Origin of the sequence: Streptococcus sp. Marseille-P7375 (genome assembly GCF_902460365.1) — a bacterium.
GTDB classification, from domain to species: Bacteria; Bacillota; Bacilli; order Lactobacillales; family Streptococcaceae; genus Streptococcus; species Streptococcus cristatus_I.
The window spans coordinates 85,281-105,045 of sequence record NZ_CABPTR010000001.1 but is presented as its reverse complement, the minus strand read 5'-3'; the positions used below and the strand labels follow the sequence as shown (position 1 = coordinate 105,045).

19 protein-coding genes are annotated in these 19,765 nt (G+C 43.6%); 1 reads left to right on the top strand and 18 read right to left on the bottom strand.

The window, feature by feature from the left end; all coding sequences use genetic code 11:
* Positions 1-54: 54 nt before the first annotated feature.
* The 18 genes from FZ954_RS00555 to FZ954_RS00465 form a co-directional block, all read right to left on the bottom strand.
* Positions 55-1,053, bottom strand: coding sequence for a PhoH family protein (locus FZ954_RS00555; RefSeq protein WP_148876161.1), 999 nt, complete (start codon positions 1,051-1,053; stop codon positions 55-57).
* 90 nt (positions 1,054-1,143) lie between these two features.
* The gene (locus tag FZ954_RS00550; RefSeq protein ID WP_005589581.1) at positions 1,144-1,359 is read right to left on the bottom strand and encodes a YozE family protein; all 216 of its coding nucleotides are present in this window, start codon (positions 1,357-1,359) and stop codon (positions 1,144-1,146) included.
* Positions 1,360-2,214, bottom strand: a complete 855-nt coding sequence (gene cvfB, locus FZ954_RS00545) for an RNA-binding virulence regulatory protein CvfB (protein ID WP_148876158.1) — start codon at positions 2,212-2,214, stop codon at positions 1,360-1,362.
* Between the two features lie 99 nt (positions 2,215-2,313).
* Positions 2,314-2,871, bottom strand: a complete 558-nt coding sequence (gene frr / locus FZ954_RS00540; protein ID WP_148876156.1) for a ribosome recycling factor — start codon at positions 2,869-2,871, stop codon at positions 2,314-2,316.
* A gap of 19 nt (positions 2,872-2,890) precedes the next feature.
* Positions 2,891-3,616 (bottom strand): UMP kinase, encoded by a 726-nt coding sequence (pyrH, locus tag FZ954_RS00535; protein WP_005589574.1) that lies wholly within the window; start codon positions 3,614-3,616, stop codon positions 2,891-2,893.
* Between the two features lie 129 nt (positions 3,617-3,745).
* Positions 3,746-4,960 carry an ABC transporter permease gene (locus FZ954_RS00530; protein WP_148876153.1) on the bottom strand — a complete coding sequence of 405 codons (1,215 nt, stop codon included), beginning with the start codon at positions 4,958-4,960 and terminating at the stop codon, positions 3,746-3,748.
* On the bottom strand, positions 4,957-5,850 hold the full coding sequence (locus FZ954_RS00525; RefSeq protein ID WP_148876151.1) for an ABC transporter ATP-binding protein: 894 nt from the start codon (positions 5,848-5,850) through the stop codon (positions 4,957-4,959). Before FZ954_RS00525 ends, FZ954_RS00530 begins: the two co-directional genes overlap by 4 nt.
* Before the next feature lie 180 nt (positions 5,851-6,030).
* Positions 6,031-6,942: a magnesium transporter CorA family protein gene (locus FZ954_RS00520; RefSeq protein WP_148876148.1), complete on the bottom strand. Its 912-nt coding sequence runs from the start codon at positions 6,940-6,942 to the stop codon at positions 6,031-6,033.
* A 350-nt stretch (positions 6,943-7,292) separates the two neighbouring features.
* Positions 7,293-8,837, bottom strand: a complete 1,545-nt coding sequence (locus tag FZ954_RS00515; protein ID WP_148876145.1) for a peptide chain release factor 3 — start codon at positions 8,835-8,837, stop codon at positions 7,293-7,295.
* A 293-nt stretch (positions 8,838-9,130) separates the two neighbouring features.
* A complete protein-coding gene (locus FZ954_RS00505) occupies positions 9,131-9,811 on the bottom strand; it encodes a TIGR02206 family membrane protein (RefSeq protein WP_148876138.1) in 681 nt (226 codons plus the stop codon).
* 108 nt (positions 9,812-9,919) lie between these two features.
* On the bottom strand, positions 9,920-10,612 hold the full coding sequence (locus FZ954_RS00500; protein WP_148876136.1) for a TIGR02206 family membrane protein: 693 nt from the start codon (positions 10,610-10,612) through the stop codon (positions 9,920-9,922).
* A gap of 192 nt (positions 10,613-10,804) precedes the next feature.
* The gene (locus tag FZ954_RS00495; protein WP_148876133.1) at positions 10,805-11,416 is read right to left on the bottom strand and encodes an NUDIX hydrolase N-terminal domain-containing protein; all 612 of its coding nucleotides are present in this window, start codon (positions 11,414-11,416) and stop codon (positions 10,805-10,807) included.
* Complete coding sequence (gene murF, locus FZ954_RS00490; RefSeq protein WP_148876130.1) at positions 11,403-12,776, bottom strand: UDP-N-acetylmuramoyl-tripeptide--D-alanyl-D-alanine ligase; 1,374 nt, start codon at positions 12,774-12,776, stop codon at positions 11,403-11,405. The genes FZ954_RS00495 and murF overlap by 14 nt, the downstream gene beginning before the upstream one ends.
* Before the next feature lie 104 nt (positions 12,777-12,880).
* A complete protein-coding gene (locus FZ954_RS00485; RefSeq protein WP_148876127.1) occupies positions 12,881-13,927 on the bottom strand; it encodes a D-alanine--D-alanine ligase in 1,047 nt (348 codons plus the stop codon).
* A 148-nt stretch (positions 13,928-14,075) separates the two neighbouring features.
* Positions 14,076-14,672 carry a recombination mediator RecR gene (recR, locus tag FZ954_RS00480; protein ID WP_045496451.1) on the bottom strand — a complete coding sequence of 199 codons (597 nt, stop codon included), beginning with the start codon at positions 14,670-14,672 and terminating at the stop codon, positions 14,076-14,078.
* A gap of 53 nt (positions 14,673-14,725) precedes the next feature.
* Positions 14,726-16,783: a penicillin-binding protein PBP2B gene (gene pbp2b, locus FZ954_RS00475; protein ID WP_148876124.1), complete on the bottom strand. Its 2,058-nt coding sequence runs from the start codon at positions 16,781-16,783 to the stop codon at positions 14,726-14,728.
* Positions 16,784-16,912: 129 nt separating this feature from the next.
* Entirely contained in the window at positions 16,913-17,605 is a 693-nt protein-coding gene (locus tag FZ954_RS00470; protein WP_005589536.1) for a phosphoglycerate mutase, read from the bottom strand.
* A 151-nt stretch (positions 17,606-17,756) separates the two neighbouring features.
* Complete coding sequence (locus FZ954_RS00465; protein ID WP_148876121.1) at positions 17,757-18,209, bottom strand: Fur family transcriptional regulator; 453 nt, start codon at positions 18,207-18,209, stop codon at positions 17,757-17,759.
* Positions 18,210-18,549: 340 nt separating this feature from the next.
* Between FZ954_RS00465 and FZ954_RS00460 the strand changes: the two genes are divergently transcribed.
* Complete coding sequence (locus FZ954_RS00460) at positions 18,550-19,743, top strand: OFA family MFS transporter (RefSeq protein WP_148876118.1); 1,194 nt, start codon at positions 18,550-18,552, stop codon at positions 19,741-19,743.
* The last annotated feature ends 22 nt before the right edge of the window (positions 19,744-19,765 follow it).

Sequence of the window (19,765 nt, the reverse complement as noted above, 5' to 3'; positions counted from 1 at the left end):
CACTAGAAAACGACTAACTTACTCACCAAGTTAGTCGTTTTTTATCATTTATCATCAGCTAGTGCTTTCGTCCTCAGCTATTTCACGATCCTCTTTCTTAGGAGCCGGCGGTTCATAGGCACGGATAATCTGCGCCACCACTGGATGGCGAACCACATCCTTGGCTGAGAAATGAACAAAATCAATCTGGGAGATGTTCTTTAATTTCTCCTGAGCATCAATGAGGCCGGACTTAACATTCCGAGGTAGGTCAATCTGACTGATGTCCCCATTGACAATCATCTTTGACTGAAAGCCAAGACGTGTCAGGAACATCTTCATCTGCATGATGGTGGTATTCTGCGCTTCATCCAGAATGACAAAAGCATCATCCAGCGTCCGCCCCCGCATATAGGCTAGGGGAGCAATCTCAATGATTTCTCGCTCCATAAGGCGCGTTGTCTGGTCCTTGCCCAAAATCTGATACAAGGCATCATAGACCGGACGCAGATAAGGATCCACCTTTTCCTTAAGATCACCAGGCAGAAATCCCAAACTCTCACCAGCTTCTACCGCTGGCCTTGTCAGGATGATTCGCTTGACCTGCCCACGCTTGAGAGCAGTCACGGCCAAGGTCACCGCCAGAAAGGTCTTCCCTGTCCCGGCTGGCCCGATCCCAAAGACGATATCATGATTTTTAACGCTGTCCACATAGATTTTTTGGCCAAGTGTCTTGACCCGAATCGGCTTGCCATAGCTGTCCTTGATAATCTCTTCTTCGTAAAGAGCTACAAACTTATCAATTTCATCATTTTTGACCATGGTGATGGCTGTCACAACATCGGGAGTACCGATGGTCATGCCACGATTGACCAAGACCAACAGAGCCTGAATGACCTGTCTGGTCTCTTCACAGGCAGCCTTCGTACCTAAAATCTGCACAATCTCGGTTCGGGCATGAATAGTTACCTTCAATTCCTGCTCCATCAGGCGCAGATGGCGTTCATTAGAACCAAAAAGATGAAAGGCATCATCTGGATGGCCCAGTTTCAATTCTACTGAATGTTCCTGCAAACAAAGAACCTCTCTATTTTATTTTTTTGAATGAATTATCTTTATTATATCAAAGCAAGCAGAAAATGACTATCCCTAGCCACTATCTACTTAATGGGCCTGATACTCTTCCCAAATAGCATCGAACTCGCCCAAGTTAAAGGAAAAATTTGCATGCTCCTCCAGAAAACGACTGACCTCATCAAAATCATCCGTATGCTTAGGAAAGGCCGTGTCCTGAAAAGCCAAATCCGCCAAAATTGCTTTGGGCTTATTACTTTTAGGATTGCGCTCCGTCATCAGCCAACTGTAAAAAGATTTTCTCATTTAAATCAACTCCGTTCCAGTCGGATCTTGCTTGATTTTACCAGCTTTCATGAGACCGCCCAGGGCTTTTTTAAACTGGCCTTTGGAAATGCCAAAAGTGGCCTTGATGTCGTCTGGTGAAGATTTATCGTTCAAAGTCATGAAGCCACCGTTGCTCTCCAGATAGGTCAGAATCATCTGGGCATCGTTTTCCAGCATTTCAAAGGAACGAGGCTTGAGGGAGAGGTTAAGGGTGCGGTCTACTTCACGGAAGCCAATTACCCGTGCGTCCAAGACCTGCCCCAGACGTGGCTCTGCATAGCGCTCGCTCGGATGGATAAAGCCCAGCATATTATTCTCTGGCAGATAGACGAAGGTGCCAGAAAGCTTGAGCCGATAAACGATGGCTGGCCAATTTTGGTTCTGCATGTTATTGTAGGCAGGACGAGCCAAGCGCTGGAAGTCCTCCTGATAGGCCAGCTGTCCCCAGATGCGGTCTTTCTTGTCCACACTGAGACGAATATAGAGGCGGTCGCCCTTCTTAGGCCAAAGTTCCTTGATTTCTGGCAAGATGTCCAGTGACACCACGATTTGCTTATCTGGCAGACCCGTATCGACAAAGACGCCCAGATCCTTGCGAACCTCCGTCACTGTTCCCCAGCCAAACTGCTCTTGGGTCGCTGTGACCTCAAGAGTTGTCAGGCGAAGTTTCTGCTTCATATCGCTGTAGGCAAAGCCCTTGACAGACTGACCGAGCTCATGCGGTCCCTCTTCTTTAGAAAGGGCATAAGTTTGTCCATCCTTCTGGACAAAGTAAAAACGATCGTTTTCATCCGTGATAATCCCCACGATGAAGCTAGCAAGATTTGTGTTCATATAGTCCTACTTCTACCTTGCCTCTTCTAATCGCAAGGATTTTTATGTTAAAACAACTCAGCCAGCCTAGGCCAACTGAGTTTTGATTCTGCTAAAATATTAAACTTCTAAAAGTTCTTTTTCCTTAGTCGCTGTCATATCATCGATATGCTTCACTGCATCATCAGTGACTTTTTGGATATCCTTTTCCAGAACTTTCAATTCATCTTCAGTGATTTCTTTAGACTTTTCCTGTTTCTTAGCTTCGTCCATCGCATCGCGGCGGATGTTACGAATCGCAATCTTAGCATTTTCACCGACTTTTTTCACTTCCTTAGCCAATTCACGACGAGTTTCCTCTGTCAGAGCTGGAATGACCAAACGAATGACAGATCCATCGCTAGATGGTGTGATACCTAAGTCAGAGGCATTGATGGCACGCTCGATATCCTTGATAGAAGACTTATCAAAAGGTGTCACCAAAAGAACACGCGCTTCTGGAATCGTGATAGAAGAGAGTTGGTTAAGTGGTGTCTCTACTCCATAGTATTCCACATGGATACGATCCAAAAGGCTAGCATTAGCGCGGCCTGCACGGATGCTACCAAATTCACGCGCCAAACTTTGGTGCGAATGGGTCATTCTTTCTTTTGCTTTTTCTACAATTGCATTTGCCATTTTCTTTTCTCCCTGATTTTTATAAATTATTTGAGACAGTTGTCCCGATTTGCTCGCCAAAGACGACTCGTTTGATATTGCCAGGTTCATTCATATTAAAGACGACTAGGTCAATGTCATTGTCCATAGAAAGGGTAGAAGCAGTCGAGTCCATGATGCGCAAGCCTTTATTAATAACGTCACGGTGGGTCAATTCATCAAACTTCACAGCCGTTTTATCCTTGTTTGGATCGGCATTGTAGACCCCATCCACACCATTTTTAGCCATGAGGATAGCATCTGCCTCAATTTCCGCAGCCCGTAGAGCAGCTGTCGTATCTGTTGAGAAATATGGTGAACCAATACCAGCACCGAAAATAACGATCCGACCTTTTTCTAGGTGACGAAGAGCACGTCCACGAATATAAGGCTCAGCTACCTGCTGCATGGCAATTGCTGTTTGAACGCGGGTGTCAACGCCCACTTGTTGCAAGGAATCTGCCATTACAAGTGCATTCATGACGGTTCCCAACATGCCAGTATAGTCCGCTTGAACGCGATCCATGCCTGCTTCTGCTGCTGGCTCGCCTCGCCAAAGATTACCACCACCGATAACCAAGGCAATTTGAATGCCCAGTTCATGGACTTCCTTGATTTCTTCAGCCATCTTTTGAACAGTGGCGATGTTGATCCCTACACCTTTTTCGCCAGCCAAAGCTTCTCCAGATAGTTTAATCAAAATACGCTTATATTTAGGTTCTACCATTTTTCCACTCCTTGTTTTATCTGTACTATTTTACCATAAATTCCACTTTTTACCTAGCCCTATTATTCAAAATATTAAATTAAAATACAAAAAGAAAACTTCACCAGATGACTCCAGTGAAGTTGTGATTTATTTATATTTTAAAGCACGTTTGAAGGTCTTCCAAGCTCCCAAATCATCCGTCTGCAGGACAAGGCTGGAGTAGATTCGTGCAATGAAAACGGTCATCATCACCGCGAAAGCAGCTGTAATTCCTAGAGAAAGCCAAGCTTCCAAGCTGGTCGCATAACCATTGATAGCTCGGAAAGGCATGAAAAAGGTTGAGATGAAAGGAAGATAAGAACCAACCTTCAAAATCACATTATCTCCTGCTGCCCCCAAAGCTGAAACTCCCATGAAGCCGACTAAAATCAGCATGATAACTGGCGAAAGGACTTTTCCTGTATCTTCTGCTCGAGCCACCATGGAGCCAAGAAAGGCCGACAAGACGACATACATAAAGATGCTAACAGCTACAAAAGCTAGAGTATTCAAAGACACAGCTTCTCCGATATACTGTTGAATGGCTGGATTGCTCTTCAAAACTTGAGATACAAGAGGAATGCTGTCCGCAAAGAGAAAGGCTGCCAGTCCACCAAGCACATAAATACCCAGATGGCTAAGAATCACTGCAAAAATCCCAATCATACGGGCATAGAAATAATCGGTCGCCTTAATGCTGGAGAAGATGACTTCCATGATTTTTGTGCCCTTTTCACTGGCCACATCTTGGGCGGTAACGCTGGCATAAGTAATTAGAATCATATAAAGCAGTAAGCCCAGTCCCATTGCAGCAAAGGTCTGAACCATCTTCTTGCCTTCTTTATTTTCATCAATTTTCTCTTCAAACTGGACTGTCCGCGCAAGAATCTGACTCTGCTCATCTGATAATTCGGCCTGAGCCAAGTTTAAAGCCTGCTGAACCTGGATAAGGGAATTGGACAGAGCCATTTTAGTGGCAACATTCATGCTGGTTTCTGCATAGTAGGTGGCAGAGAGCTGCCCGCCTCTTTCCTCAATCGTCAGATAGCCCGCGATTTTCTTATCTTTTACAGCCTGCTTGGCTGCTGCTTCATCTTTGTACTGAAAGCTCAGCTGATCTTCAGCTCTTAATACTTCTCGGACAGAATCAAGCTGGGTCAGTACTGCTACCTTTTTAGAGGAGGCCATAGAGCTTCCTTGCAGATAACCAATCCCCAAGCTCAACCCAAGAAAGAGAAAAGGAGACAAGACCATAAAGACAAAACTCCAAGACTTGACATGACGCAGGTAGGTTTCTTTGATTACGATTAACATTTGTTTCATACTTCCACCCCTGATTCTAATTTGAAAATTTCATCAATTGTCGGTGCCTGCTGGTCAAAAGTCGCCACATAGCTTCCCTGAGTCAATCGATCAAACAATTCAGGACCAGCTGTTTCGTCGTCTAAAATCAATTTCCAGATGCCTTGCTTGGTCTGCGTCGCCTTGACAACATGGGGCAGGGCTTCTAATTCAACCTGTGACAAGTCACTTGAAACGAAAAGACGAGTCTTGCCATATTGGTTGCGGACTGCCTGTACATCGCCATTGAGAACCACTTGCCCGTCACGAATCATCAGGACATCATCGCACAACTCTTCCACATTTGTCATGACATGATCCGAGAAGATAATCGTTGCTCCACGCTTTTTCTCTTCAATAATGACTTCTTTCAGGATTTCAGTATTGACAGGGTCCAGACCGCTGAAAGGCTCATCTAAGATAATCAAGTCCGGCTCATGCAAGAGCGTGATAATCAGCTGAACCTTTTGCTGGTTCCCCTTAGACAAACTCTTGATTTTGTCGGTTAATTTACCCTTGACTTGGAGCTTTTCCATCCACTGGGGCAGTTTTTCTTTGACAACAGCTGTCGACACACCCTTTAGATTTGCCAGATAGCGCACTTGCTCAAAGACCGTCAGCTTGGGCATCAGGCTTCTTTCCTCTGGCAGATAGCCAATCCTGCTATAGGTCTCCTGCTTAATCGCCTGCCCTTCGAAACGGATCTCTCCAGTATAGTCTAGGAAACGCAAAATACTGTGAAAAATCGTTGTTTTCCCAGCACCGTTTTTCCCAATCAAACCAAGGATATGTCCCGTCTGGGCTTCAAAATCAATACCGAACAAGACTTGCTTTTGCCCAAAACTTTTTTCTAGTTTTTCTACATGCAGCATATGAAACCTCCTATTATGATACTAAGATTATTATACTACTTTGAAAGCAGTTTTTCATCTTTTTGTCCTACTATACAAGAAATTTTATCTCTATTTTTCATAAATAGAATATGAAACTCGCTCCAGCTAGCACCACAAATAAATGAGGCTCGAAAGCCTCATTCATTTAATATATTTTATTCATCGCTCTTTATTGACCACCCACTTGAGGAGGTTGGTCAGAAGAACCCAAAGAACAAGACTGATGGTGACAATGTAAAGCCAGGCATTCTTGTCCGTTGCCCAAGGTAGGGGCACATTCATACCAAAGAAGCCGGTGATAACGGCTAGAACTGCTAGAAGGACCGAAATAATGGTCAAGACAGTCAAATTATCATTCAGATTGTTGTTCAGGATGTTATTGTAGGAGCCCGAAAGCTGGCTAAGAACCTGAGCAATCAAATCCGTCATTGAAACTAGCTGACGTGCCTCAATCATGGCATCTTCAAACTGCTCGGTTTCTAGTTCATCAAAGCCACGATAAACAGCATGACTCTTGATGTGCTCTAGCAGTATGTTATTTTGCTTGGATGCCGCCACCAGATAGACCATGGAAGTTTCCAAGTCCGAGAGAGCAAACAAGTGCTTTTTAGTAGTTTTCTGACGCAAAAGTCGGTTAAGCTCATCCTTGCGCTTATCCATCTGCTCAATGACCGGATAGTAGGAATTGGAAATCAACTCCAGACTAGCAAAAAGAAACTTGTAGACCGACACAGGTTCATGATGCTCCGTGTAGGCCTTCATGATATCGACCACATAGGCATTGTCTTGATTGCTGATCGTGATGAGACGATCCTGCTGTACCACGAAAGTCATCGGAATGGTCTCATAGTAGTCCTTTTCTGTCGCCAAATTCAGCACATTATAGATGAAAAGAACCGTTCCATTCTCGCGATTGTAGTCCATGTGAGCCCGCTCGTTCTTATCCAGCGCATACTCGATAGTTTCAAGATCGATATTATAATCCTGATAAATCTGTCCATTCTTTTTAACATCATCTGAGTCAATGTTGATCCAGACAGATTGGTCTTTTAGTTTTCTTTCCAGAATCATAGAACTCCTTTCTGGGATCTAGAATGATTGTTTAATAGCTCACGCCTAACGTCCACACTTAGCCTCATAGCCAAAGCTCCTATGTCCTGACAATAACCAAGCAAATCGGTTTCATTTGCCAAACGTAGTTAGGTAGCCTGACTGGTTTTACGAATCGATACTATTCGTAAAACTTTACTAGTGAAGCGTTTAGGTAAGCCGCCATAGCGGTTACCGATTGTTAGATTACGACACTGAGTTTTACAAATCGATTTCATTTGTAAAACTCAGTTAGTGAGGCAGTTAAGCAAGTCTAATAGGACTTGCCGTAGTCTACTTAGATTGCTATGCAATCCAATAGACTTACTGAATTACATCTTCTCTTCTAACTCTACATCTGGATACTTGTCCGCAAACCAGCGGAGGGCAAAGTCATTTTCAAATAGGAAAACTGGTTGGTCAAAACGGTCTTTAGCTAAGATATTGCGGCTTGATGACATCCGTTCATCCAAGTCCTCTGGCTTGATCCAACGAACTGTCTTTTTACCCATTGGACTCATGACCACTTCTGCATTGTACTCGCCTTCCATGCGGTGTTTAAAGACTTCAAACTGGAGTTGGCCGACGGCGCCCAGCATGTACTCGCCTGTTTGGTAATTCTTATAAAGCTGAATGGCTCCCTCTTGCACTAATTGTTCAATCCCCTTGTGGAAGGATTTTTGCTTCATGACGTTCTTAGCAGAAACTTTCATGAAAATCTCAGGGGTAAAGGTTGGCAGTGGTTCAAATTCAAACTTGTTTTTTCCAACTGTCAAGGTGTCTCCAACCTGATAAGTACCAGTATCGTAAACACCGATGATATCTCCTGCAACAGCATTTGTCACATTTTCACGACTTTCCGCCATAAACTGAGTGACATTAGAAAGCTTGGCAGTCTTCCCAGTACGAGGTAGATTGACACTCATCCCACTCTCAAATTCACCCGATACGATACGGACAAAGGCGATACGGTCTCGGTGATGAGGATCCATGTTGGCTTGGATTTTAAAGACAAATCCTGAGAAATCCTTATCATAAGGATCCACAATTTCCCCGTCTGTCTTCTTGTGTCCATGAGGTTCTGGAGCAAACTTGAGGAAGGTCTCAAGGAAGGTTTGCACCCCAAAGTTAGTCAGGGCTGAACCGAAGAAGACAGGTGTCAATTCTCCAGCTAAAATAGCTTCCTCTGAAAACTCATTCCCCGCTTCATTTAGAAGTTCGATATCATCCTTGACTTGCTCGTAGAAAGGATTGCTGGCAAAAAGCTTGTCCCCATCTTCCAGGCTAGCAAAACGCTCATCCCCTTTATAGAGCTCCAAACGTTGGTTATAAAGGTCATACAAGCCTTCAAAAGCTTTCCCCATACCGATTGGCCAGTTCATCGGATAGCTAGCGATCCCCAAGACTTCTTCCAATTCTTGCAAGAGGTCCAGTGGCTCACGTCCATCACGGTCCAGCTTGTTCATAAAGGTAAAGACGGGAATCCCACGGTGTTTGACAACCTCAAACAATTTCTTAGTTTGGGCCTCGATACCCTTGGCAGAGTCCACGACCATGACCGCAGCATCCACCGCCATCAAGGTCCGATAGGTATCTTCTGAGAAGTCCTCGTGCCCTGGTGTGTCAAGGATGTTGACGCGTTTTCCGTCGTAGTCAAACTGCATAACAGATGAGGTTACCGAAATTCCACGTTGTTTCTCGATATCCATCCAGTCAGACTTGGCAAAGTTACCAGTCTTTTTCCCCTTGACTGTTCCAGCCTCACGAATCTCACCCCCAAAGTAGAGTAACTGCTCAGTGATGGTTGTTTTCCCCGCGTCCGGGTGGGAAATAATGGCAAAGGTGCGGCGTTTCTTAATTTCTTCTTGTAAAGTCATCTTCTTCTCTTTCTTTCATTTTAGGATAATGGTGAATGTCAGTATTTTTTTATTTTACATTGGAATATTCTAATCCTTTCAACCTACCTATTATAGCGGATTTAGCGCTTTTTTTCAATTATCTGAAGAATATAAAAATCGCTCTTTCCAGCGGTTCTATTCTTTACATTTTGCTAATTTGTCTTAAAATTGACAATGACACTGCTAAAGAGAAAATTGCAAAGATTAAGATTAAAATCAGATTTAAGAAAACCCCTGCCAACTAAACTTGACAGGAGCTATAAAATGCAATATTAAACAATTTCTAGCTGCTTTTTCCACCGTTTCTTAAATATTTCATCAAAAAGAAGCAAGGTAGCGGACAAAATAATTGACACAGCTAGATATTTTACTAAAATATTATACTGACTGATAAAAGGCGGGCTTTTTAGCAGACCGTAATTCCCACCCGTCACTTGATTGACACCGACAAGAAAGGCATCGAGCACAAAAGTATAGAGCACAATCATGTATTTCTTGAGTTGGGTCTTATCGTAGTGATTCATCAGATAAATCAGGGAATTGACCAAGAGGGCATAGTGACCAATCAGGAAAGAAAAGCTGGTAATATGCGGGAAATCATAAGGATCAAAGACTGGATAGCCAAGGGCAAAGACTGCTCCGCTGGCTCCTAGAAGAGCAAAATACTGCTTGCTGGGCCATTTATCTGGCAGAAAGACCACCGCAAACATGGCCAAACGGCAATGGTACAAAGGCAGACTATTTGCCAGAGGGAGCTGAAAACCCACATACCAGCTATAAAGAATTGCCAGTTGGCACAATTGAAGAATTTTCATGCTTTTGATAAAGCTAGGATTCTTATGGTATTTTATCGATGCGTAGACAGACAGCAAAAGCAATGCCATCATCAAAGAGTAGGCCAAAGCTGAAACAAAGGGTGGTTCAGTTTGGTTGGTAGTCAAAAAATGATGCATCCAGTTTCCTTTCTACTTTTAAAATCTGTAAGTTCAAACTCGCAGTTAGATTGAAGATCTAGTCAGAATTTCCCTAGTTGCTAGAGAAATCAACTTCTCTTCCAATCTTTATTGGATCAATCGCTCTGCCTGTCTTTCCTTCATTTCTTTGAACAAGTAAGAAAATAGAAACAAGGCAGCCGCTAAGACCATCGACACGATCATATAATTCCCAAGCATACCATGATCTCCTACCAGAGGCGGATCCTTTAAGAAACCGTAGTTTCCTCCGAATGCAATATTTCCAAGCAAGATGAGGAAGTCTAAGCCAAAGGTAATTTCTACGATACGGCGATAGGACAGATTGAGTCTATCATAATGCTTCATCAGGTAGATAATCGAATTGCCTAACAAAGCCAAATGACCGATGAAAAACGAAAATAGGGTTATATGCGGAAATGGATAGGGATCCAAAATCGGATAGACAATAGCGCAAATCGGTCCAAATACTCCCAATAAGGCGAAATATTGCTTATAGGCTACTTTATCTGGCAGTAGCAAGACAGCAAACATAGCCACTCGACAATGGTACAAGGGGAGACTCTCTGACAAAGGCTCCTGAATAGCCAAGTACCAGCCATACAGAGAGACTAATTGCACAATTTGGGCAACTCTAAAAAAAGTCTGCACTTTCTTTTGCTCAAAATAACGACTAGCAACATAGATGACGGACACTAGGCTCATCATGAGCAGAATATAAGCAAAAGGCGTTATCACAGGCGGTTCTGTTTTGTGACTAGTAAAAAAATCTAGTAAATTCATATTTCAAATTTTCATCCTAATAAATAATTTTTAAGGACACTGGGCTTGCTCTTCCTAGTAAAGTCCTTAATTTTTTTCAAAAAGTTTTTCAACTTTCTAGAGTAATAGCTTCTGGCCCTTATAACTCTGGACAGATTGAGCTAGATTATCTGGGCTACTAGATATAAGCATCCAGTCAGCATCAACTTCAATCTAGTCTATATATTGTTCTTGCTGATTCTGATAAATATTCCATAGAAGCTGCATCTGCTCTTTTGTTATCCTTTTCTCGGATAAAAGGGGCAAATCCTGTGGGGCAAAGAAACTCAGCTCGGCAATTTCTAAATTGGGCTGAAAATCTCCCTCTTTCAGCTGACACTCAAACACGAGTTTGACGTACTGCTTACTTTGTGGCTGAAATTTATTGCTATCAAAGACAGCCAGCAAGCGTACTACGCTAGCTTGAAATCCCGTTTCTTCCTGAATTTCTTTTACTATATTTTCTTTGGGAGATAAGCCTACTTCGCAGAAACCACCCGGCAGAGCCCATGTCTCCTCTTGCTGTCCTCGTACTAGACAAATCTTGCCCTGCTGAACGATAAAAGCTCGGACATCAACCAAAGGAGTCGCATAAAAATCTGTCGGACGAAGCAAGTCAGACAGCTCATCCGGTTCCAGATGACTGGTCTCGCTGAGCAGCTGATTCAGATTGTCTCTGATATTCGCATAGCGTTCTCGATCAAAGTCACTGGCAGCAAAAGACAAACCTGTATCCGTTATAGCCAGCAGTCGTTGCAAAATTAAAGCTATATCACTTGTCCCCATGCTCCAAGGCCTCCACTAGTTTATCCAACTTCATCGAATTACTGCCCTTGAGCAAGATTTGGTCGGAGGATTGCAACCAAGTCTTAACGGTCTTGGTCAAATCTTCAAACTGATCTTTGTCAGCATTTTTGACAAAATAATGTACCCGATTTGGTGGGTAGATTTCCCGAGCATAGACGTAGAGGGCTTCCATATCCTCTCCATAGAGGAAAAGATCGGTAATAATCTCTGGATTGAGACTGGTAATCATGGCTCCGTGCATTAGCTTGGAGTCAGCACCCAGCTCTTTCATATCCGCTAAGACTGCAGCCTTGCGGCCACCCTGACTAGCTGGAATCGCTGAGAAGGTTTCAAGAATCAAGCGCATGGCTGTTGGATTGGCATTGTAAACATCTGACAGGATATCGGCCCCATTAGCCGCCTTCTTCCACTCGGTTCGATTGCGGGTCAATTCCAGCTGGGCAAAAGCCTGACGGATCGCCGACTCACTGACACCCTCTTGCAAGGCCACGTAAGAGGCGATCATGGCGTTGGTCGCATTGTATTTGCCAGTCACGGGCAAGTCAATCGCCTGCTCCAGAAAATTCGCTTCAAAGGTCAAGCTGTCCTTGCGCTCTTCCAGACGAGTCAGACAAATATCTGCATCGGGACCAAAGCGAACCACTTTTTGCTGGTCTGGCAGAAAATCATTGACAATCTTATCAGCTGGAGCCAAGAGCAAGCCGCCTTTCTTCATGCCATCTGCAATTTGCATCTTTCCTTTAGCAATCTCCGTACGGCTTCCGAAAAATTCTAAGTGAGCTTCGCCAACCAAGGTCACAATGCCCGTTTTAGGCTTGGCAATTTCAGATAGAAGATGGATATCTCCTAAGTGATCTTGCCCCATTTCCAAAACCAGCTTTTCTGTGTCGTCCGGCATGTGGAGCACCGTGTAGGGCAAACCGATTTCATTATTATAGTTACCTTGGGTCTTATAGGTTTTGTAGCTAGTAGCCAGCAGCTGAGCCAGCATATCCTTGGTTGTAGTCTTCCCATTGGAGCCTGTCACAGCGAGCACATCTACGCCTGTCTTTTCCAGATAGTATTGAGCCAAAGCTTGAAAGGCCGCTAGCACATCATCGACCAAGACATAAGGTCCTTCTGCTACTGGACGCTCAGACAAGGTAGCTGCAGCTCCCTGAGCGAAGGCTCTCGCGATAAAGTCATGGCCATCACGCGCGCCCTTAAGCGGGATAAAAAGATCTCCCGCCTCAATCAAACGGCTGTCAAATTCAGCATTTCTAAAAGTCACATTTTCAAACTGACTGACATCATTTTTCGCAGCCAAGACTTCTGCTATTTCATATAAATCTAATTTCATGTTTTTAACTCATTTTTCCGCTTTTTCCCAAAAAAGAAGGGAGTGAGGCCAAACTAAATACTAAACATTCAGTCTGTCATCTCAGTCCCTCTATTATATCATATTTATAAAAGATGCGCTTCTCTCTGAGCAAAGGCCTCTTCAGCTAGATTTACCAATTTCTCAATCAACTCGGAATAAGGCAGTCCCATATTTTCCCAAAGCAAGGGATACATAGACCATTGGGTAAAGCCAGGCATGGTGTTGAGCTCATTGAGGAAAATGTCCCCCTCTTCGGTGTAGAAGAAATCACAGCGAGCCAATCCCTGTCCGCCCAAGGCACGAAAGGCTGTTTCAGCATTCGTACGCATGATTGAAATAGCCTCGTCCGAAATTTTTGCAGGAATATCCATGGTAATCTTATTGTCAATATACTTGGCTTCATAATCGTAGAAAGCCACATCTTTTACCACTTCGCCCGGCAAAGTACTCTTAACGTCATAATTTCCTAAGAGACCAACCTCAATCTCACGCGCATTGACTCCCTGCTCAACCAAGACACGGCTGTCGTACTTGAAGGCCAAATTCAACGCTGTCCGCAGCTCCTCTTGATTCTCAGACTTAGAAATACCCACACTAGAACCCATATTAGACGGTTTGGTAAAAATCGGATAAGTTAATTTTTCTTCGATTTCGGCAATTTTTTCTTCCAGATTTTCACCTTCAATCACTGCTACATAAGGCACCTGTGGAATTCCAGCAGACTCCAGAATACGTTTGGTGGTGATTTTGTCCATGGCAACACTTGAAGACAAGATATTGCAGCCCACATAAGGAAGGCGCAGCACTTCAAGGAAGCCTTGGATAGAGCCATCCTCGCCCATAGGTCCATGAAGAACAGGAAAGACAACTGCATTTTCCTCATAAATATCACTCGGTTTGACTTGCTGTGAAAGATCAACCGTTTCATTGGTCATGAGCTTTTCATCTGCAGACGGCTTTTCTGTAAATTCCTGCGTTTTGATAAAATCGCCAGCTTTTGTGATGAAATAAGTCTTGACAGAAAATTTGTCATAGTTGATAGCTCGCATGACACTCTCAGCCGACAAGACTGAAACTTCTCGCTCAGCACTACGGCCACCATATAGTAAAATCAAGGTTTGTTTGACCATTATCTTATCCTAACATTTCTAGCTATAAGTTCATTTTGGGTTGCCCCATCCTCTTTTTAGACTGTTTCAGTATACCATATTTCCCTGCATTTTTGAATAGAAAAAAGACTTCCAAAGCTGTTTTTCAGCAAGAAATCTTTCTTTCATCTTACAATTCTGTCCGATTTTCAATAGCTCGGAGCAAGGTTACTTCGTCTGCATATTCGATATCAGCGCCAACAGCCAGTCCACGGGCCAGGCGAGTCACCTTGATACCTGCAGGCTTGAGGACCCGCGAAATATACATAGAAGTCGCTTCTCCGTCAGCCGTTGCATTGGTAGCCACAATCACTTCCGTCACTTGGCTGTCCATCAAGCGAGTTAAGAGACTCTTGAGGTTGATATCATCTGGTCCTACACCGTTCATGGGGGAGATGAGGCCGTGGAGAACATGATAAAGGCCGTGGTATTCTTGGATATTTTCCATAGCAGATACATCGCGGCTATCCTCAACGATGAGGATCACAGTCTGATCGCGCGTTTGATCCGTACAGATAGCACAGGGATCATCGTCCGTCAGATTGCCACAGATAGAGCAGTAGGTCAGCTCGCGCTTGGCAGCTAGTAGATTTTTGGCAAATTCATTGACATCATCGTCACTCATCCCGATGGTATAAAAGGCCAGACGAGTAGCTGTCTTGATGCCGATACCCGGCAGCTTGGAAAAGCTATCAATCAATTTGGCGATAGGGGTTGGATAAAGCATTATAGTAATCGTTGAGCAGTAAAATCTCGATCCGATTCTACTGCCTTTCCTTTCTAATTCATAGGGTGCTGTTGGTTATAAAGATTGATAATATCACGAGTGATACTGTGGCTGACTGTTGAAGAGAGGTCAGTATTGTGCGGAAATACCACAGCTACAGCTATTTTAGGATTATCGCTTGGGGCATAGGATACAACATTGGTATTGATAGCAGATGTACCACCGTTGACAAAGGTTTCGGCAGTCCCTGTTTTGGCACTGATCGAAACCATAGCGCCCTGGGCAATCGTCCGTCCAGTTGTAAAGCCACTCCATCCATTGACCACCTGGTAGAAACCTTGTTTTATCAGAGCCATATTTTCCTCAGAAATATTGACCTGATTTAATTCTTTTGTTTCCTTCTTTTCAATCAAGTCTCCCAGTCCACCTTGGTCGTTGTTGGCATAAATGCCTTCAACCAGATGCGGAGCTACCCGTTTGCCGTTATTGGCTACCGTCGACGCATATTGAGCCAACTGAAGTGGTGTGTAGTTATCAAACTGCCCAAAAGCATCCGTAATATAATTGCTGACTGTGAATTTTTTGGGAATGTAGCCTGTAGATTCCGTCGGTAAATCAATCCCTGTCTCAGTCCCTAGACCATATTCTGCAAAAGTCGAACGGAGTTTTTTCATTGAAGCATCGACATTGTTGGTTCCTAAGGCCATATTTGGGCTATACGGAGTCCCCAGCATATTTAGGGCCACCTGAACCATATAGGTATTAGACGAGTATTCCAGAGCCTCCACCGCTGTAATAGAACGTGAGCCATAGGCCGTAAACCAAGAATTGATGGGAGCAGAACCCGCGAAAAGAATCGGTTGATCAACCAAGGATTGATTTCCTGAAATGGCTCCGTACTGCCAACCAGCGGTTAAGGTAGCCGCCTTGACGACAGAACCTGGAACGAAAACATTGGTAATGGTACCCAGCGCATCCGCCGAGATTTCACCTGTTTCCAGATCATGCTTAACACCAGCCAGGGCCAAGATTGACCCCGTATTGGGATCCATAGCCACGGCATAGACACCTTCTGAATAGGTAGCATTGCCCTTGGCTAGCTCCATATTAAAGGCATTTCTGAGAACATCCTCAACTCCCTGCTGGAAGGTCAGATCTACGGTTAGCTTCAGGTTGTTCCCTTTGCTTCCCTCGGAAATGGTCTCAACACTCTCCATATTGCCATTTTTGTCCAGCCGAATTTCTTTTTCTGCTCGTTTTCCTTGTAAAACAGACTCATACTCTTTTTCCAGATAAGAAATTCCCACTCGGTCATTCAGAGAATACCCCTTCTTGACATAGTCATCCGCTTCCTCAGCTGGCAGACCTGTTTTTTCGGTTGAAATTTGACCAACAATCGAAGCCAGCGATGTTTCCAAAACCTTCCGGTTCCAGCTGGTTGAAATACTAATACCCGGAAGCTCTTTGCCGATGGACGCAATCGTAGCGACCTGCTCCGTCGTCAAATCATCCGTCTGAATCGTCCCTGTTGAAAAGTTTGGCACTGCATTCATCTGGCTAAACAGTGCGATGACCTTCTTTTCCTCATCTGTATAGCCTAGCTGGCTTGGATCAATACTCTCCGCTGCTGCCTTATAGATCTTGGCTTCAGGTAAACGATTGCCATCTGTATCAAATTTTTCTTCCTTGGGTAATTTTTCAACCACTTCTCGGTAAACTTTATTATCCGCCAGATAATAATCAACCTCTTGGCGCTCGGTCACCTTTAGATCAGACACTGACACATACTGCAGTAACTTTTGTGCTGTTTCACGGATTTCTTCTGCTGTCAGTTTATTATCTCGCGTAAAGGTCACCACTTGCTTAGTTGTGTTCTCCACCAAGGGCTTACCTGAAGCGTCATAGATCTGCCCACGAACCGAACTCGATTTAATCTTTGTTTTACTTGCTTTGGCTAGTTTATCTGTATAAAATTCTTGATTGACGACCTGCATATAGCCCAGACGAGCGATCAGCACCAAAAATAAGGCTCCGACAATTCCAAATAGAAGGTAGAGTCGGCCTGTGATAGAATGGCTATCAAATTTTCTCTTAGACATTTCTTCTCTCATCCTCGTAAAAATCTATCTTTTATTTTACCACATTTCCCCAGCAATGAAGCATGGAAATCTAAAAGGATCGAAAAAGAATTTTTCTCCAATAATGAGAAAAAGCCCTGCTAGGCAGAGCTTCATCATCAATTATTTTCCAAGGTAATATTCAGCAACTACGTTCAATTTTTCGTCGAATTCGAATACCAATGGTGGGAAGTTAGGGATTTCCACGTCCATGATTTCGTCATCTGACAATTGTTTGATGTGTTTTACAAGGGCACGGATTGAGTTACCGTGAGCTCCTACGAATACATTTTTACCATCTTTAAGTGCTGGAGCGATTTTATCTTCCCAGAATGGAAGGGCACGTTCCAAAGTTACTTTCAAGTTTTCAGCATCTGGGATAACTGAGTCGTCAAGTGAAGCGTAACGACGGTCAGTGTGAGCTGAGTGCTCATCATCACGATCCATGTTTGGAGGCAATACATCGTATGAACGACGCCAGATGTGAACTTGCTCATCACCAAATTGTTCAGCAGCTTCAGCCTTGTTTTTACCAGTCAAACCACCGTAGTGACGTTCGTTCAAGCGCCATGATTTTTCAACTGGAACCCAGAGTTGGTCAGCAGCTTCAAGCGCCAAGTTTGTTGTTTTAATCGCACGTTTCAATACTGAAGTGTAAGCTTGGTCAAATTCGATACCAGCTTCTTTGATTAATTTACCAGCGTCGATTGCTTGTTGTGTACCTTTTTCAGAAAGATCTACATCAGCCCAACCAGTGAAGAGGTTAGCTTTATTCCATTCAGACTCACCATGGCGAGCAAAAACCAATTTTACCATTAGATGGATTCTCCTTTTATTTTCCGGGGTTTGCCCCGTTTATCTATTCTATTTTACAAAATTTTCTCTCAAAAATCTAGTCTCAGTGAGATATTTGTGAAATTTTCCACTTGCTTAGCCTTTTGAAAAAATTAATTCTCACTCAAGACTTCTAGCTAGCCGCTTGTTTCTGCTGGGCGCACTCTGGACAAATACCATAAACGACCATCTGGCTCTTGGTGATTTGATAACCAGTCTGCTCTGCTGCTTCCTGCTGAACATCTGGCAAATCCAAGTCCATATCTGCAATCCGACCACATTTTTCACAAATGACATTGAGGTGCTGATGCCCCATAAAATCATAATAGGTCGTCGTGTCATTTCGGACTTTGAGCTCAGATACAAAGCCTTCATCAATCAACACTTTTAGGTTGTTATAAACAGTCGCCAAGCTCATATTGGGAAATTCAGGCAAGAGGGCTTGGTAAATCATCTCTGCACTAGGATGGTCATGACTGCTGATGATAAAAGCAATCACAGCCTTTCTCGTCTCTGTGATTCGAACACCTTTCAGCCTTAGATGTTCAATTACTTCATGGTAATTCTTTTCATACTCTTCATGCATCTTCTCTATACTCCATCTACATTCATTTCTAGCTTATTTCCATTATATCATGACAAACATAGATTTTCTATTAAGAATGATTGTAAATAAGAAAAAATATTAAGCCATCTAATAGACTTATTCATTTTAATTAAGTAGATTTTTGCCTCAAAGCACGATATGATAGAGATGTTAACAAATATGTAAGCGCTTAATTTTAATATATCGGTTTTATAGTAAGAAATTCTGTAGCCAAACTTCTGCTATTCTATCTGCCGTGCAGAAAAGATGCGGAAGAACATTTGGATACGGCTGGTTTTCTATCCCTTTTTAGAAAAAATATATAAATGAGGATATCATTATGAAAAAAACACCAAATCGCTGGTTCATTTTAGCAGCAGCTATCTTAACCAACCTTTCTTTAGGTGCTGGATACGCCTGGTCTGTTTTTCAAAAAGCGCTGCTGGAAGCCAATGCTAGCCAAGGATGGGTGCAAGCTCAAACCTCTCTAGCCTTCAGTATCTCTTTTGCAATGGTGCCAATCGGCATGATTCTTTTCGGACCTAAAGTCGATTCATTAGGCCCTAAGAAATTTGTCTTTCTAGGAGGCATTCTCTTTGGTGCGGGTATGTTTGCTACAGGATTTGCAACTTCTCTTCCTGTACTCTACTTGACCTACGGGGTTGTCCTTGGTCTCGGTATCGGTTCAGCCTATGGCGCTTCAACTTCTGTCGCTACCAAATGGTTCCCTGATAAAAAAGGGCTCGCGGGTGGTTTAACCGCTGCTGGCTTTGGACTTGGACCACTAATCATCGGACCACTTGCCAAAACTCTCATCGCTTCAATGGGCGTTTATTCTACATTTAAAGTTCTAGGAATTGCCCTACTTGTCGTTATCTGCTGCTCTTCTCTTGTCATGGAAAAAGCTCCAGTAGCTGCTCCAGCAGCAGGAAGTTCTGCACCGACAGGAAAAACTCACAAAGAAATGCTACGCGAAGGCAACTTCTGGTTGCTGTGGCTCATCTACATTTTAGGTGCTACTGGTGGTATGATGATTATCGGCTCAGCAGCGTCTATCTCCGACCAATATAAACTAGTTGGAGAAGCAACTCTATTCGTTATGCTGGTTTCTATTGCCAATACTTTTGGACGAATCTTCTGGGGAGCTGTATCGGACAAAATCGGCCGCTACCCTACTGTAATCGCCATGTTTGGCGCTGTTGCTGGTGGCTTGGCGCTGACCGCTCTCTTTAAAGGGGAGGGAAGCATCCTTGCAATCTTAGGCGTCATGCTTGTCGCCTTGTCCTTCGGTGGCTTCCTTGGATCTTTCCCAGGTATTACAGCCGAAAATTGGGGCGTGGCCAATGTCGGTACAAACTACGGCTGGATGTTCACGGCCTATGGTGTTGCAGCTATTGCCGGACCACAGTTGGGTGCTCGAATTGCTCAAGCAAACAAGGGAGACTATTCAATGGCTTTCTACATCGTTATTGGTATGGCACTCCTTGGTATCGTCCTACAATTATTCTATATTTCTAAATTAAAGAAAGCTTAAAATTAATTCTAACTCTGGGGTA

Coding starts and splice junctions, on each gene's coding strand:
- FZ954_RS00530 (WP_148876153.1), bottom strand. CDS start 4,960: ATGAAACAAATGTTAATCGTAATCAAAGAAACCTACCTGCGTCATGTC.
- frr (WP_148876156.1), bottom strand. CDS start 2,871: ATGGCAAATGCAATTGTAGAAAAAGCAAAAGAAAGAATGACCCATTCG.
- FZ954_RS00520 (WP_148876148.1), bottom strand. CDS start 6,942: ATGATTCTGGAAAGAAAACTAAAAGACCAATCTGTCTGGATCAACATT.
- FZ954_RS00550 (WP_005589581.1), bottom strand. CDS start 1,359: ATGAGAAAATCTTTTTACAGTTGGCTGATGACGGAGCGCAATCCTAAA.
- FZ954_RS00505 (WP_148876138.1), bottom strand. CDS start 9,811: ATGCATCATTTTTTGACTACCAACCAAACTGAACCACCCTTTGTTTCA.
- FZ954_RS00500 (WP_148876136.1), bottom strand. CDS start 10,612: ATGAATTTACTAGATTTTTTTACTAGTCACAAAACAGAACCGCCTGTG.
- recR (WP_045496451.1), bottom strand. CDS start 14,672: ATGCTTTATCCAACCCCTATCGCCAAATTGATTGATAGCTTTTCCAAG.
- FZ954_RS00470 (WP_005589536.1), bottom strand. CDS start 17,605: ATGGTAAAATTGGTTTTTGCTCGCCATGGTGAGTCTGAATGGAATAAA.
- FZ954_RS00525 (WP_148876151.1), bottom strand. CDS start 5,850: ATGCTGCATGTAGAAAAACTAGAAAAAAGTTTTGGGCAAAAGCAAGTC.
- pbp2b (WP_148876124.1), bottom strand. CDS start 16,783: ATGAGAGAAGAAATGTCTAAGAGAAAATTTGATAGCCATTCTATCACA.
- FZ954_RS00495 (WP_148876133.1), bottom strand. CDS start 11,416: ATGGGGACAAGTGATATAGCTTTAATTTTGCAACGACTGCTGGCTATA.
- FZ954_RS00465 (WP_148876121.1), bottom strand. CDS start 18,209: ATGCATGAAGAGTATGAAAAGAATTACCATGAAGTAATTGAACATCTA.
- FZ954_RS00460 (WP_148876118.1), top strand. CDS start 18,550: ATGAAAAAAACACCAAATCGCTGGTTCATTTTAGCAGCAGCTATCTTA.
- FZ954_RS00485 (WP_148876127.1), bottom strand. CDS start 13,927: ATGGTCAAACAAACCTTGATTTTACTATATGGTGGCCGTAGTGCTGAG.
- murF (WP_148876130.1), bottom strand. CDS start 12,776: ATGAAATTAGATTTATATGAAATAGCAGAAGTCTTGGCTGCGAAAAAT.
- pyrH (WP_005589574.1), bottom strand. CDS start 3,616: ATGGTAGAACCTAAATATAAGCGTATTTTGATTAAACTATCTGGAGAA.
- FZ954_RS00515 (WP_148876145.1), bottom strand. CDS start 8,837: ATGACTTTACAAGAAGAAATTAAGAAACGCCGCACCTTTGCCATTATT.
- cvfB (WP_148876158.1), bottom strand. CDS start 2,214: ATGAACACAAATCTTGCTAGCTTCATCGTGGGGATTATCACGGATGAA.